This window comes from Variovorax ginsengisoli, assembly GCF_030811835.1.
In the GTDB taxonomy this organism is placed as follows: domain Bacteria; phylum Pseudomonadota; class Gammaproteobacteria; order Burkholderiales; family Burkholderiaceae_C; genus Variovorax; species Variovorax ginsengisoli_C.
The window spans coordinates 1-15,154 of record NZ_JAUSRO010000006.1 but is presented as its reverse complement, the minus strand read 5'-3'; the positions used below and the strand labels follow the sequence as shown (position 1 = coordinate 15,154).

General features: G+C 65.2%; 9 protein-coding genes and 1 tRNA gene. 2 read left to right on the top strand and 8 right to left on the bottom strand.

Annotated features, from left to right (window positions below; genetic code table 11):
- Positions 1–77: 77 nt before the first annotated feature.
- Genes J2W36_RS10215 through J2W36_RS10205 form a run of 3 tightly spaced genes read right to left on the bottom strand, consistent with a single transcriptional unit; the run spans position 78 to position 4,830 of the window.
- On the bottom strand, positions 78–491 hold the full coding sequence (locus J2W36_RS10215; RefSeq protein ID WP_307689622.1) for a gamma-butyrobetaine hydroxylase family protein: 414 nt from the start codon (positions 489–491) through the stop codon (positions 78–80).
- Entirely contained in the window at positions 491–931 is a 441-nt protein-coding gene (locus J2W36_RS10210; protein ID WP_307689621.1) for an HIT family protein, read from the bottom strand. Before J2W36_RS10210 ends, J2W36_RS10215 begins: the two co-directional genes overlap by 1 nt.
- Positions 928–4,830, bottom strand: a complete 3,903-nt coding sequence (locus J2W36_RS10205) for a DUF3683 domain-containing protein (protein WP_307689620.1) — start codon at positions 4,828–4,830, stop codon at positions 928–930. The genes J2W36_RS10210 and J2W36_RS10205 overlap by 4 nt, the downstream gene beginning before the upstream one ends.
- 251 nt (positions 4,831–5,081) lie before the next feature.
- On the opposite strand from J2W36_RS10205, the gene J2W36_RS10200 reads away from it, so the two are divergent.
- Positions 5,082–5,157 (top strand) — tRNA-Asn (locus J2W36_RS10200).
- Between the two features lie 86 nt (positions 5,158–5,243).
- Here the strand turns inward: J2W36_RS10200 and J2W36_RS10195 are convergent.
- The 4 genes from J2W36_RS10195 to J2W36_RS10180 all read right to left on the bottom strand — a co-directional run bounded on the left by J2W36_RS10195 (position 5,244) and on the right by J2W36_RS10180 (position 11,413).
- Complete coding sequence (locus J2W36_RS10195) at positions 5,244–7,154, bottom strand: PepSY-associated TM helix domain-containing protein (protein ID WP_307689619.1); 1,911 nt, start codon at positions 7,152–7,154, stop codon at positions 5,244–5,246.
- A 16-nt stretch (positions 7,155–7,170) separates the two neighbouring features.
- Positions 7,171–9,609 (bottom strand): TonB-dependent siderophore receptor, encoded by a 2,439-nt coding sequence (locus tag J2W36_RS10190; protein WP_307689618.1) that lies wholly within the window; start codon positions 9,607–9,609, stop codon positions 7,171–7,173.
- A gap of 138 nt (positions 9,610–9,747) precedes the next feature.
- Positions 9,748–10,779 (bottom strand): FecR family protein, encoded by a 1,032-nt coding sequence (locus J2W36_RS10185; protein WP_307689617.1) that lies wholly within the window; start codon positions 10,777–10,779, stop codon positions 9,748–9,750.
- 79 nt (positions 10,780–10,858) lie between these two features.
- Positions 10,859–11,413 carry an RNA polymerase sigma factor gene (locus J2W36_RS10180; protein WP_307689616.1) on the bottom strand — a complete coding sequence of 185 codons (555 nt, stop codon included), beginning with the start codon at positions 11,411–11,413 and terminating at the stop codon, positions 10,859–10,861.
- A gap of 230 nt (positions 11,414–11,643) precedes the next feature.
- Here J2W36_RS10180 and katG point away from each other — a divergent pair, with 230 nt between their 5' ends.
- Entirely contained in the window at positions 11,644–13,896 is a 2,253-nt protein-coding gene (gene katG / locus J2W36_RS10175; protein ID WP_307689615.1) for a catalase/peroxidase HPI, read from the top strand.
- Between the two features lie 61 nt (positions 13,897–13,957).
- Here katG and bamA read toward each other — a convergent pair.
- The coding region (gene bamA, locus J2W36_RS10170; RefSeq protein ID WP_307689614.1) for an outer membrane protein assembly factor BamA at positions 13,958–15,154 on the bottom strand (1,197 nt) is incomplete at its 5' end.

Here is a 15,154-nt window from a genome sequence, read left to right as displayed (position 1 = left end):
GATGTTAGGGCGTGCAGCCCGACATCAAGCCGACGACCCCGCGATCACGGCGGACATTGCACGCCCGAAGGCAAGGATCAATGGCTGGCGCAGGCGTGGCCGCCCTTTTCGGCCATGGGCGCATCGCGGTCGACACCCGCAGCAGCAAGGCGGCGTTCGTACTCAGCCCACAGTTCGGACTGCTTGGCGCCGAGTTCGTAGAGCAGGTCCCACGAGAAGATGCCGGTGTCGTGGCCGTCCGTGAAAACGGGCTTGACGGCATAGTTGCCAACCGACTCCAGGTCAGCCAGGCCCACCTCGCGCTTGCCCGTCTGCAGCACCTCCTGGCCCGGGCCGTGGCCCTGCACCTCGGCGGAGGGCGAGTAGATGCGCATCAGTTCGAAGGGAATGCGAAAAACCGCACCATCGGAAAAACCGACCTCCAGCACGCGCGACTGCCCGTGCACGGTGATCGATTGGGGCGTCGGCGCGCCAGCCTGCAGACCTGCCATCAATGACTCCTGAGTGCCAGCAGTTGCTGGACGATGTCGTGTTCGAGTGCAGGCAGTTTGCCTGCAATGGCCAGTTCCTGCGCCGCCCCGCGTTCGCGCACGGCCGCGGCCCACACGGAGCCCGGGAAATGGCTGTCCGTCGCGAAGCGCGCGATCACGTGCCAGTGCAGGTGCGGCACCGCATTGCCAAGTGCCGCCAAGTTGATCTTGTCGGGCGACAAATGGGCGCGCAGGCACTGCTCGACGACGGCGACGGCGTCCATGCAACGCCCTCGCTGCGCGTGCGACAGGTCGGTGAATTCAGCCGCATGCGCGCGCCAGACCACCCGGTAGAACGCTGGAAAACCCGCTTCGTCCGCATGGACGACCCGGTACTCCGGCGCCTCGAACACCAGGCGTCCGCCCGGCGTATCGCAAAGGACGCAGGCCGCCGCCGTCACACCAGCACCCGCTCGATACCGCCCTGGTTGGCCGCAGCCACGTACTCGGGCAGCCACTGGTCGCCCAGGATCTGGTTGGCCATCTCCACCACGATGTAGTCGGCTTCGAGCAAGCCGTTGTTCAGATCGTTGCCGTAGCGCGAGAGGCCCTGCAGGCAGCTTGGGCAGCTCGTCAGGATCTTGACGTTGCCCTTCGCCTCGATCTTGCCGGATTCGCGCAGCACCGCTTCGCCCTTCTTCAGCTCCTCTTCCTTGCGGAAACGAATCTGCGTCGAGATGTCGGGACGCGTCACGCCCAGGGTGCCGGACTCGCCGCAGCAACGGTCGTTCTTGAGCACGTTGTCACCGGCCGAATTTCCGACCAGCGCCTTCACCGTCTTCATCGGGTCCTGCAGCTTCATCGGGCTGTGACACGGGTCGTGGTAAAGGTAGCCGCCACCGCCTGCCCCGTCCGTCGAATTCGCCAAAGTAATGCCCTTCTCGAGCAGGTACTCGTGGATGTCGATGATCCGGCAGCCCGGGAAGATCTTGTCGAACTGATAACCCTGCAGCTGGTCGTAGCAAGTACCACAGCTCACCACCACGGTCTTGATGTCCAGGTAGTTGAGCGTGTTCGCCACGCGGTGGAAGAGCACGCGGTTGTCGGTGATCATCTTCTCGGCCTTGTCGAACTGGCCGCTGCCGCGCTGCGGGTAGCCGCAGCACAGGTAACCCGGCGGCAGCACCGTCTGCACGCCCGCATGCCAGAGCATGGCCTGCGTGGCCAGGCCGACCTGCGAGAACAGGCGCTCGGAACCGCACCCCGGGAAGTAGAAGACCGCTTCCGTCTCCGATGTCGTTGCCTTCGGGTTGCGGATGATCGGCACGTAATCGGCATCCTCGATATCGAGCAGCGCGCGTGCCGTCTGCTTGGGCAGGCCGCCCGGCATCTTCTTGTTGATGAAGTGGATGACCTGCTCTTTCAGCGGCGCCGGCCCCAGCGTGGCCGGCGGCAGTGCCGTCTGCTTCTTCGCCAGGCCGCGCAGCAGGTCGTTGGCCAGGCGCTGCGCCTTGAAGCCGATGCCGACCATGCCCACGCGCATCGCCTTGATGGTCGACGGGTTGGTGGCGTTCAGGAAGAGCATCGCCGCAGCATTGCCGGGACGGAAGCTCTTCTGCCCCATCTTGCGCAGCAGGTTGCGCATGTTCATCGACACGTCGCCGAAGTCGATCTTCACCGGGCACGGCGACAGGCACTTGTGGCAGACGGTGCAATGGTCGGCCACGTCCTCGAACTCCTCCCAGTGCTTGAGGCTGATGCCGCGGCGCGTCTGCTCTTCGTAGAGGAAGGCCTCCACCAGCAGCGAGGTCGCGAGGATCTTGTTGCGCGGGCTGTAGAGCAGGTTGGCCCGCGGCACGTGCGTGGCGCACACTGGCTTGCACTTGCCGCAGCGCAGGCAGTCCTTGACCGAATCGGCGATGGCGCCGATGTCGCTCTGCTGCATGATCAGCGACTCGTGGCCCATCAGGCCGAAGCTCGGCGTGTACGCGTTGGTCAGGTCGGCCTGCAGGCCGTGGGCCGCGCCGGTGCCACCGCGCAGCAGCTTGCCCTTGTTGAAGCGGCCTTCCGGATCGACGCGGTGCTTGTAGTCGGTGAAGGGCTGCAGTTCCTCATCGCTCAGGAACTCCAGCTTGGTGATGCCGATGCCGTGCTCGCCCGAGATCACGCCGTCGAGCGAACGCGCCAGCGCCATGATGCGCACCACCGCCGCATGCGCGGTCTGCAGCATCTCGTAGTTGTCGCTGTTGACTGGCAGGTTGGTGTGCACGTTGCCGTCGCCCGCATGCATGTGCAGCGCGACCCATACGCGGCCCTTGAGCACGCGCTGGTGGATGGCCGTGCATTCGGCCAGGATGGGCGCGAATTCGGCGCCGGTGAAAATCTGCTGCAGCGGCGCGCGCAGCTGCGTCTTCCAGCTCGCGCGCAGCGAATGGTCCTGCAGTTGCGGGAAGAGCGCGTCGACGTCCTGCAACCAGCCGCGCCAGAGGTCACGCGTCTCCTGAACCAGGGCCAGCGCCTGGGCCACGCGGTCTTCCAGCAGATCGACCGCCGGAAGGTCGTTCGCATCGTCGGTCTTGCCCAGCGGCAGGTTGCCGTGCGCGAAGAAGTCTTCCAATGCATCGGCCAGCGCGATCTTGTTCTGCAGCGACAGCTCGATGTTGATGCGCTCGATGCCGTCGGTGTACTCGGCCATCCGCGGCAGCGGGATCACCACGTCTTCGTTGATCTTGAAGGCGTTGGTGTGGCGGCTGATGGCCGCCGTGCGCTTGCGGTCGAGCCAGAACTTCTTGCGCGCCTCGGGGCTGATGGCGACGAAGCCTTCGCCGCTGCGCGAATTGGCGATGCGTACCACTTCGGAGGTAGCACGCGCCACGTCGTCGGCGTTGTCGCCCGCGATGTCACCGAACAGCACCATCTTGGGCAGGCCGCCGTGCTTCTTGCTCTTCGTCGCGTAGCCGACAGCCTTGAGGTAGCGGTCGTCCAGATGCTCCAGGCCCGCGAGCAACACACCCGAGCGTTTCTGCTCGGCGAACATGAAATCCTTGATTTCGACAATGCTGGGCACCGCATCCTTGGCATTGCCGAAGAATTCGAGGCACACCGTGCGCGTGTGCACCGGCATCTTGTGCACGATCCAGCGGCAGCTGGTGATCAGGCCGTCGCAGCCTTCCTTCTGGATGCCCGGCAGGCCCGAGAGGAACTTGTCGGTCACGTCCTTGCCGAGACCTTCCTTGCGGAAGGTCCTGCCGGCGATCTCCAGGCGTTCGCTGCGCAGCTTCGTCTTCCCGTCGGCGGCGAAGTACTGCAGGTCGAACACGGCGCTCTCGACGTCGTGAATCTTGCCCAGGTTGTGGCCCACGCGGGTCACTTCCAGCCACTCGGCCTGCGGCGTCACCATGCGCCAGGAAGCCAGGTTGTCGAGCGCCGTGCCCCACAGCACGGCCTTCTTGCCGCCCGCGTTCATTGCGACATTGCCGCCCACGCACGAAGCCTCGGCCGAGGTCGGGTCGACCGCGAAGACGTAGCCTGCGCGCTCGGCCGCATCGGCCACGCGCTGCGTGACCACGCCGGCCTCGGTCCAGATGGTCGGCACCGGATGGTCCAGGCCAGGCAGCGCCATCAGCTCGACCTCGGTCATTGCCTCCAGCTTCTCGGTGTTGATGACCGCACTGTTCCAGGTCAGCGGAATCGCGCCGCCGGTGTAGCCGGTGCCGCCCCCACGCGGGATGATGGTCAGTCCGAGTTCGATGCAGCCCTTGACCAGCAACGCCATCTCGGCCTCGGTGTCGGGGCACAGCACGACGAAGGGATATTCCACGCGCCAGTCGGTGGCGTCGGTCACGTGCGACACGCGTGACAACCCATCGAACTTGATGTTGTCCTTGGCCGTGAGCCGGCGGAAGGCGCGGGTGGCCTTGCGGCGCAGCGCGGCAACGTCGCGGAACATGCCGTCGAAGGTCACGATGGCCTGCGACACCAGGCCAGCGAGCTCGCCCACCAGCGCGTCGCGTTGCGCGTCGACATCTGGCGTGCGGCGCTTGCCGACCTCGGCCAACCGGTGATGCAGCGCTTCGACCAGCTGACCGCGGCGGCGCGGGTTGTCCAGCAAATCGTCGACCAGATAAGGATTGCGCTGGACGACCCAGATGTCGCCCAGCACTTCGTAGAGCATGCGCGCCGACCGGCCGGTGCGGCGCTCGTCGCGCAGCGACTGGAGCAAAGTCCAGCCACGCTCGCCGAGCAGGCGAATGACGATCTCGCGGTCGGAGAAGCTGGTGTAGTTGTAAGGAATTTCGCGCAGTCGGGCGGGCTCTGCGGCCTGCGACAACAGCGCGGTCAACGCGGTGGGAGCATTCATCGGGATGGGCGCCTCGGCCGGACGCTGCGCGCCCATTGCCGGGCCGGGCATTTTAGGCGACCCCGCGATCGTCGTGTGGCATGGGGACTTGGCGATGGGCAGCCCCGTGTTCGCACTTTCTGCATCCCATCTGACGTTCGCCGGCAGAAAACGTCGGAATATCGGCTATCATTTGTGCCGCGAAACATCTTCGCCACTGCTTGCAGGCTCCGCCGCAAGCGAAGCGGTTCTACCGCTTCAAACCCAAATATTCCTCGATAGCTCAGTTGGTAGAGCGCCGGACTGTTAATCCGTAGGTCCCTGGTTCGAGCCCAGGTCGAGGAGCCACTTCAGGCCGCAAGGCCACTGGAAAGCCTGCTATTTCTCGATAGCAGGCTTTTTCATGGGCAGGCCTGCGACAGGTTGACGGCCGATCATCGCCAGTCCCGAAAAAGAGCCAGCAATGTAGCGCAAGCGGCGCTGACCAGGGCCAGGCCGCGCCAGACGGCCACTGCCTGTCGAACGCTGAACGCCCAGATGCCCACCGCCGTGTAAAAGACAAAACCCAACAGCGTCGCGACGAGCACGCCATCGGCACGCGACATGTCGGTCCAGCGTGGCAATGCGATGGCCGCGGCCGCCGCAAGCAGCGCGACCGCACCGTACCCACCGATGCTGGCGGCGAACACACGTCCCAGCACGGCCCAACGGTCGCGCATGGCAACCGCAGGGCGGCTTGGACTTGTTCGCTCGTTGCGGGCGACGGGCGCCGGCTCGCCGGACCACCCACGGTGTACCTGCCAGGCCGCCCCGGCCATGACGGCCCCCAGTCCGAGCGTGACCAGCTCGACACCGCCGCGCTGCCAATCCCCTATCGCCAGGTAGGAGCCCAGATGCTGTCGTGTGGTCGAAAAATTGAGCAGCGGCAGCGTCAGGCAGAGCATGGCAGCCAGCGACAGCTGCTCGACCCAGGCGCGCGCAGGCGGCCGCGCCCCTGCGTGCAGCAGCGTGAGGGCCCATACGCCCAGGAAGGCCCGGATCTCCCACACGTCACGCGCGGGCATCGCCGCCGGCAACCACCGGTTGGCGTAGAGATAGGCAATGCACGCCACGCAGATGCCGGCCAGGGCACTGACGGTGAGTGCCTCTACGAGGCGATAGACCGTGGCCGTGGCGGCCCCGAACTCCATCTCGCTTTTCCTGCGGCGCTTGACCATGAACAGGACGGTACCGGTGGCCATCATCGCCGTGCCCATCAGGCCGCTGATGAAGTAGAGCCACTTCAACGGCCAGCCGCCGAAGCGCACCAGATGAAGCGCTTCGATGACGCCATGGATCTGCTCGCTTGAGAAGGCGGTGGGCGGCGTCGGTTGCTGCACGTGCAGCACGGCGCCGGTCACGCCGTCGAAAGCCACCATGCCCACGGGATTGAGCAAGGTCGCCTCGGCCAACGTGCGACTCTCTGTACTGCCGAACATGCGCACCCGCATGTTCGTGTCGCCGGGCTGCTCGATCACGATCCGGCGCACGGGCCGGCCGATGAGCGACTGCGCCGTCTGGCGCAGCGGCGCAAGCGCGTGCAGCGTGGCCGTCGTTCCGCTGCGGGGCCGTGCGCGCAGCGGGGTGTGGTGGTCGAGCTCCGACTGAAACCGGTCATAGGCTTGGGCGTCCATGCCGTACACCGCGCGCAATGGCCACGGCAGATAGCTGGTGTAGAAGAAGGCCAAGCCTGTGTAGACGATCATGAACAGGAAAGGCAGCGTGAGCACGGCGGTGACGTTGTGGGCGTCCAGCCATGAGCGCTGTCCCCGGCCGACGCGGAAGGTGAAGAAGTCCTTGAATATCCGACGATGCACGACCACACCGGACACCAGCGCGACCAACATGCACATTGACAGCCAGCCCACCACCCAATAGCCCGCCGTGCCGCCATGCAGCGTGTAGTGGAAGGACATGAAATGCCGGCCACCTTCGGTCTTGCGGCCCCAGGGCTGCGGCAGGATCTCGCCCGTGTCAGGGTGCATGGCCGCCTGCAGGTCGGTCTTGCCGGAGCGCCACGTCATTTCGATGGCCTTGCCTGGCCGCGACGCAAGCTCGATGCGCCAGAAGCGCGCCTCGGGCGCCACCCGTGCCAGATACGCGGCCGCGCGATCGACGGCCATATCGACGCCGGCCCCGGCCGCATCCGTGGACGACAGGACCGGTTTGGCCGTCATCCATTGCGTGATCGGGTCTCGAAAAACGCTCAGCGTGCCCGTCAGGAAGATGGCGCAAAGAACCCAGCCGGCCGTGAGGCCGCACCATGTGTGCAGCCACGCCATCGACTGCCTGAAGCCGCTCTTCATTGGCCTTGTCCGTGTCTCAGAACGTGCCGCGCAGCGTCAGCATCACGTGACGGGGATCGCCGTAGTAGCTGCCATTGACAAGCGCCGTGATCGAGCTGTAGTAGACCTTGTCAAAGACGTTGTTGAGGTTCAGCGTGGCCGACCAGTGGCGGTTGATCTGGTACTTGGCATAGGCGTTCCAGACCGCACGCCCTGGCATGTCGGCTTGCACCGTTCCGATCTGCCGATAGCTGGCGCTCTGCGCGCTCACGCCGCCGCCCAGCGTCACGGCACTCAGCGCGCCCGGCAGTTGGTAGGTGGTCCACAGCCGCAGCATGTGCTTGGGCGTGTAGGTGTTGAAGGCCTGCCCTTCGCTGGCGACATCCTTGAGGTACCTGGTGCGGGTGAAGGTGTAGCCGGCGAAGACATTCCATCGGCGCGTCACCTCGCCGCTTACTTCGGCATCGACGCCCTGGCTGCGCACCTTGCCTGCGTCGGTGTAGCAGTAGTAGTCGCTGCGGCAGGTGGGGCCGGAGCTGTAGTCTTCCTGCGCGCGGTGGTTCTGGTCGATACGGAAGAAGGCCAGCGAGGTGTTGACGCGGCCGTCCATCAGTTCGCCCTTGAGGCCTGCCTCGTAGTTCGCGCCCACCATAGGCTGGAGCAATTCACCCGCCGCATTCTGTTCGGTCTGCGGCTTGAAGATGTCGGCATAGCTCACATAGGCCGACCATTGCGGGTTCAGCGCGTACACCAAGCCGGCATAGGGGTTGACCTTGGCGTTCTCGCGGCTGTCCGTGAGCGACGTGGAAGGCGAGGTGCCGGTGGTGATGGTGTCCCAGCGCGTACGGAACCAGCTCACGCGAGCACCGACGATCAGCTTGAGCGGATCGCTCAGTTGCAGTCGCAATGCGTTGTAGATGCCGAACTGCTGCGCCTTGCCCTCACGGGCTTCCTTGGTGCTCGCATAGATCTCCTGGTCCGAGGGCTCCCGAATGGCCGGGTTGTAGCTGCCGACGTTGAAGATGTTGTAGTTGGTCCTGTAGCCGTAGATGGTGTCGTTGGTGGTTCGGGTGTAGCCCAGCCCGCTGACAAGCTCGTGGCGGCGCCCCCCTGCATCGAACTGGCCCGTGAGCTGCGCATCGATGCCCGAGGCATCGATGTCGGCGATCGAACGCGCGACGATGTTCGCGCTCTGCATCAGGGCCGGGTTCACAGCACGGTTGACGCCGGCGTACTTCAGGTTGTGGTCTTCGGCGACGTGCACGGCCGTGAGCTTGAGCTTCCAGTCGTCGTTGAACGCATGCGCCAGGTCGAAATACAGACCTCGGTTGGTGCTGTCCTGGCGGCTCCAGGTCGAGCCGAAATAGGTCGAACGGGGCAGTTGCAGGTCGTCACCCGTGCTGTAGCGCGGCAGGCCGTTCAGGAAGGGTCGGCCCTTCACCTCTTCCGAACTGGCGCCGATGCTCACTTTGGTAGCCGCAGACACGTCGTATTCCAGCGTGCCGTAGAAGGTGCTGTTGTGGCTGTTCACCTGGTCGATGAAGGAGTGCTGATCGTCGACGTCGACCAGCGCCCGGCCGCGCAGCGTGCCCTCAGCGTTGAGCGCGCCGCTGGCGTCCAACTGGACACCATAGCGATCCCACGAACCAGCGCGCATCTCCATGCTGACCTCGGGCGTCGCGAGAGGGCGCTTGCGCACCAGGTTCACGGCACCGCCCGGATTGCCTTCGCCCTGCAGCAGGCCGGCCGCACCGCGCAGCACTTCGGCACGGTCGTAGATGGCCATGTTCGCGCCAAAGTTGCTGGCACGACCGTACATGCCCCGGTTCAGGGGCACGCCGTCGAACTGCACTGTCGTCAGGTCGAAGCCGCGTGAATAGATGTACTTGCCGCCCTGCGGGCTCTGCGCGAGCGTGATGCCGGTCGTGCTCGCCAGAGTTTCGTAGACGGTGCTCAACCGCTGTTCGTCCATCAGCTGACGCGTCACAACGCTGATCGATTGCGGGATGTCTTTGAGCGCCTGCTCGCCCTTCCCGACCGTGACCGCATGCGTCGTGTAAGAGCCCGTGCCCTCCGTGCCGGTGCCGCGTTCGGCAGCCGCAGTGACGGTGACTTCCGACAGTGTTTCCTTGGACGACCTGGCGTCGCCATCGGGCACGCGCTCGACCGTCACCAGATTGCCCTCGAAGCGCCCGATGAGTCCGCTTCCCACGAGCAGGCGATCGAGCGCCTGGCGAGGGCTCAGATGTCCCGATACCGCGGGTGCGGCCTTGCCGGCCACCGCATCCTGCTGGACAGCCAACTGGATGCGCGTTTGCCGGGCCCAGTCGTTGAGCGCCTGTGCCAGCGGCTGGGCAGCAATGTGGATCGGCATCGAGGTGGCCGCGCTGCCGGTTTGGGCGTGAACCAAGGGTGTGCAGAAGGCGATGGCCAGTGCCAGAGCGACGGGTGCAGGTCGCATCAGAAGGCGATTCATTCAGGGATTCTCCAAATAGCAAAACAGGTACTACTTGGGAAGACGCAGAAAACACCCGTGACCCTGTAGTTCTTACGAAAAAGAATCGTTTACCCAGAATCGCGGCAGATTCCCAGAGGCGAGCACTGCGCGCGCGGCTCAATGTGCGGGCCGCACCTCGGTCATGGCACCCTGGTCGACCAGGCGCACGGGCAGCACGCGCGGAAGCGCCAGCCGAAGCGTGGCCCGGTTCAATGGATCGAAGGTGCCGCTCAGGCGCAACGCCGCCACATCGGCGTCGTGGATCACAAGCCCGGTGTCGCCATAGCGCGCCAGTTCGGCCAACGCTTGGTCCAGCCGGACATCGACGAAGCTGATGCGCTGCTCACGCCAGGGAGCGATGCCTTCGACCGAAACCGGATGAACCGGGCCGAGCACGCCCGCGGGATCGCTTCCGACGCGCTGACCCGCGATGAGATAAACCGCACCATAGGCAGCCGAATCGGCACGCGCCACCCTGACCTTGCCCTCCTCCACCGCCACGCTTACCCCATCGCGACCCGGCTGACCCGGCGTGTGGCGAACCGAGAAGCGCGTGCCCACCACGGTGACGCGCAGGGGGCCGGCGAGCACATCGAAGGGCCGGTTTGTATCGGACTGCACGGCGAACACAGCCTGGCCTGCCACCAGATGGACTTCGCGGCGGTCGCGAAAGTACCGGACTTCGACGCGCGTGGTGGTATCGAGCCGCAACCGGCTACCGTCCGGCAAAGCCACTTCCTTCTGTTGCCCGCGGTCGGTGGCAAAGGCCTCGACCCACACCGGCTGCGCCAGCATCTGCTGCCAGGCGACGTAGCCTGCGCCACCCATGGCGAAAGCTGCGCCCAGCGCAAAGGCGGGCTTGAGAAAGCGTCGTCGCGCAGGCTCGGCCCGCACCTGCGTGGCCTTCTTGTCATGCGCCAGTTGGCGACGCATGCCCGCCACCAGATCGGCCGGCATGCCATCGAAAGCCTGCCATTGCGCGGCACACTGCGCATAGATCTCGCCATGCGTCGGGCTTGCGGCCAGCCAGTCCTGAAAGGCATGCTCATCCTCGCCGCGCCAGGCGGCATCCTGGCGGCGCACGAACCAGCCCAGCGCCTGCTGGCGCACGGTGGCAGCGTCCTTCAATGGGGGAGCGGTGGCGGACATGGGGGGATTCTCTTGGAGATGTAGACGCGGCCGCGGCGTGGCACCCTGTAGGCGGCGCGGCAAAGATGAGCAGCCCTCGTCATTGTCCGGAGCGGCGCCGGGGTGTGCGGGACGGGTGCGCGCCGGTCGCGATCCCGTCGAATGCCTCGAGCCGCGTCCAGCACAGCTCAAGCGCGATCTGGACCTGCATCTCCACCGTTTTGACTGCAATGCCCATGCGCGCCGCAGTCTCCGCATGGGTCAAGCCATCGAACTTGACGAGCATGAACGCTTCCCGGCAGCGCGGCGGAAGTGTGTCGACGACCGAAGCGATGGCCTCGAAGCGCTGCCGCGACGCCAGCGCAACGTCGGGCTCCAGCGATTCGGAGCCGGCCTGCGCATCGAACGAGGCCGAATCGTCCGATATGTCGCATGGGGCCGGCTGACCGTGGGCTTGTGCACGGCGATGGCCATCGGTGACCAGGTTGCGGGCGATCTTGTAGAGCAGCGCGCGCGCATCGCGAACCGTGGTGCCTTCTCGCTGCGCGGCGTACACGCGCGCAAAGCTCTCCTGCGCCAGCTCAGCGGCAGTTTCGCGGTCTCGCACACTTCGCGCAAGAAAGTTCAGCAGTTCGCGGTAATAGCGTTCGAACACGAGCAGGCCACGGCCGGAAAAGGGGTAAGTCGAAGTCCTCGAGACAAAGGTTGGCTTCGACGTAGCGTGGCTGACCCGGCACAGTCCCGACGGTCTGGAACTGCGGCCGAATTATCGGTCAGGTACGCGAATCACCGCCGTCCTATCGCACGCATTGAATGGTTCTATTCGCGCGCACGCCGCTTGTGAGACAGAATTTCAGCTTCCCATCGACGATCACAGGAGCCCACATGGCGAACGAAAAGAATGAAGCAAAGTGCCCCTTCAGCCAGGCGGCAGGCGCAGGCAGAACCAACCGGGACTGGTGGCCCAAGCAGTTGCGCATCGACCTGCTTCACCAGCACTCGTCCAAGTCCGATCCAATGTCCCGTGATTTCGACTACGCCGCGGCATTCAAGACACTGGACCTCGCCGCGCTGAAGGCGGATCTCGCCGCCCTGATGACCGACTCGCAGGACTGGTGGCCCGCCGACTTCGGCCACTACGGTCCGCTCTTCGTGCGCATGGCCTGGCACAGTGCGGGCACCTACCGCATCGGTGACGGCCGTGGCGGTGCGGGTCGCGGCCAGCAACGCTTCGCACCTCTCAACAGCTGGCCTGACAACGTCAGCCTGGACAAGGCACGTCGCCTGCTCTGGCCCATCAAGCAGAAGTACGGCCAGAAGATCTCCTGGGCCGACCTGATGATCCTCACGGGGAACGTGGCGCTGGAAACCATGGGCTTCAAGACCTTCGGCTTTGCCGGTGGCCGTGCCGACGTGTGGGAACCCGACCAGGACGTTTACTGGGGTCGCGAGGACAAGTGGCTCGGTGGCGACGTGCGCTATACGCAGGGTTCGCCGGGTGTCGATGAAGCGCACGGCGTGCTCGTGAAGGACGACGACAGCAAGGTGGCGCACACCCGCGACCTGGAAAACCCGCTGGCCGCCGTGCAGATGGGTTTGATCTACGTGAACCCCGAGGGGCCGGACGGCAAACCCGACCCGATCGCCGCGGCCCGTGACATCCGCGACACCTTCGCGCGCATGGCGATGGACGACGAAGAAACCGTGGCGCTGATCGCAGGCGGCCACACCTTCGGCAAGACCCATGGCGCAGGCCCCGCCGACCATGTCTCGCACGAACCCGAGGCCGCCGACATCGAGCACCAGGGCTTCGGCTGGAGCAACAGCTTTGGCACCGGCAAGGGTGCCGACACCATCACCAGTGGCCTGGAGGTCACCTGGACCAGCACGCCCACCCAGTGGAGCAACAACTTCTTCGAGAACCTGTTCGGCTTCGAGTGGGAACTGACAAAAAGCCCGGCTGGCGCGCACCAGTGGGTGGCCAAGGACGGCGCGGGCGCAGGCACCATTCCGCACGCCCACGACAGCAGCAAGCGCCTGGCACCAACGATGCTCACGACCGACCTGGCGCTGCGCATGGACCCGGCGTACGAAAAGATCTCACGCCGCTTCTTCGAGAACCCCGACCAGTTTGCAGACGCCTTCGCGCGGGCTTGGTTCAAGCTCACGCACCGCGACATGGGCCCGCGTGCCCGCTACCTTGGCCCCGAAGTGCCGGCCGAGGTGCTGGTGTGGCAAGACCCGGTACCCGCACTCGACCATCCCCTGGTCGACGCACAGGATGTCGAGTCGTTGAAGCAGAAGGTGTTGGCGTCCGGCCTCACGACGGCGCAACTGGTGTCGACCGCCTGGGCGTCGGCGTCGACCTTCCGTGGCTCGGACATGCGCGGCGGGGCCAATGGTGCACGAATCCGGCTGGCCCCACAGAAGGATTGGGAAGTCAACGAACCGGCGCAGCTTGCGCAGGTGCTGGCGACGCTGGAAGGCATCCGCAGCGAATTCAACGCTGCGCAGACCGGCGGCAAAAGGCTCTCGCTCGCCGACCTGATCGTGCTGGCCGGTGGCGTGGGTGTGGAGAAAGCCGCGGGCGGCGGCACCCAGGTGCCTTTCACCCCAGGCCGCACCGACGCCTCGCAGGAACAGACCGACGTGGCGTCCTTCGCTCCTCTGGAGCCAGCAGCCGATGGCTTTCGCAACTACGTGAAGGCGCGCTACAGCGTGCCGGCCGAAGTGCTGCTCGTCGATCGGGCTCAATTGCTCACCCTCACGGCGCCCGAGATGACGGTGCTCGTCGGTGGCCTGCGCGTGCTCGACGTCAACGTGGGCCAGTCCCGTCACGGCGTCCTCACCCGGACACCCGGCAAGCTGAGCAACGACTTCTTCGTCCATCTGCTCGACATGGGCACGGAATGGAAGCCGGTCGCCGGCAGCACGGAGCAGCAGTACGAGGGGCGCAACCGCAAGACGGGCGAACGCCAGTGGACCGCAACGCGTGCCGACCTGGTCTTCGGCTCGAACGCGCAACTGCGCGCCGTTGCCGAGGTCTATGCGAGCGCCGACAGCCAGGCGAAATTCGTCACCGACTTCGTGGCGGCCTGGACCAAGGTAATGAACCTCGACCGTTTCGATCTCGCGTGATCAGACGCCTTTGACCTGCCTCTCGGGAGCCCAGGCACTGCCCAGGCTCCCGAGGCAGACATCAGAAGGACGTGCCGATCTGGAACTGGAAGCGCTGGGTCCGGTCGGCCGCGATGTTGTTGGCCTCGTCGAGCTTCTGGTACTTGATAGGCACTGCGTAGGCCAGGCGCAGCGGCCCGAGCGGCGAGATCCAGCTGATACCCAGCCCCACGGAAGCGCGCAGTTTGTTCTGCGCATCCCATTGGGCATTGGTCTGGGTCGAGGTGCGCTCAGCAAACACATTGCCCGCATCGAAGAACGTATAGAGCCTCAGCGTCTTGTCGTTGCCGGCACCCGGGAACGGCGTGCTCAGCTCCATGTTGAAAATCGCTTTCTTGGTACCGCCGAGTGCGCCGTCAGTCACGTTGTCCTGCGGACCCAGCGAATTGCTCTCGAAGCCGCGGATCGAACCCAGGCCGCCGGCATAGAAGTTCTTGAAGACCGGGTAGGTCTGCCCGGCGAGCGCCTTGGCGTAACCGAGCTGCCCATTGATCGCCAGCGTGTACTGCTTGTTGATCGGGAAGTACTGCTGGTACTGGTAGTCGGTCTTCAAATAGCGCATGTCGCCGCCCGCACCGACTTCGAGGTTGGCCGACTGCAGCCGACCCTTGGTGGGTATCAAGGCACTGTCGCGATCGTCGCGCGACCAGCCGACCGTCAGCGGCACACCCCAGACCTCCGCATTGGCGCAATTGGAGACCACGCCGCTGGAATTGCGCACGCAGCCAAAATAATCGCTGTAGGCCTGCGGCACACCGGTGTCGTAGGTGGTGCCGTCGACCGTCGTGGTGGTGCCGTTGGAGCCTGGGTCAAACCGGTACTTCTCCAGGCCGACACCGAAGTAGACCCGGTCCACCTCCGAGAAGGGCACACCGAACTTGATCGATCCGCCCACGTGTTCGAGCTTGTAGTTGCCGTCGACCTCGTAATAGGGCCGGCTGGTGGTGTAGTACACGGAGGCCGTGCGTGAGATGCCGTCCTGCGTGAAGTACGGATCGGTCGCCGTCAGGGAAATCGACTTGTTGTACGAGCTGGTGCTTACCGACAGCCCGAGGTAGTTGCCCGAGCCGAAGACGTTCTCTTGAGTCACGCCGAAGGTCAGAGACACCTTGTCGGTGTTCGAATACCCCGCGCCCAGTTGCAGGCTGCCCGTGGGCTTTTCCTTGACCTCCACCGTCAGGTCGACCTGGTCGGGCGAGCCCGCCACTTCCTGCGTCTC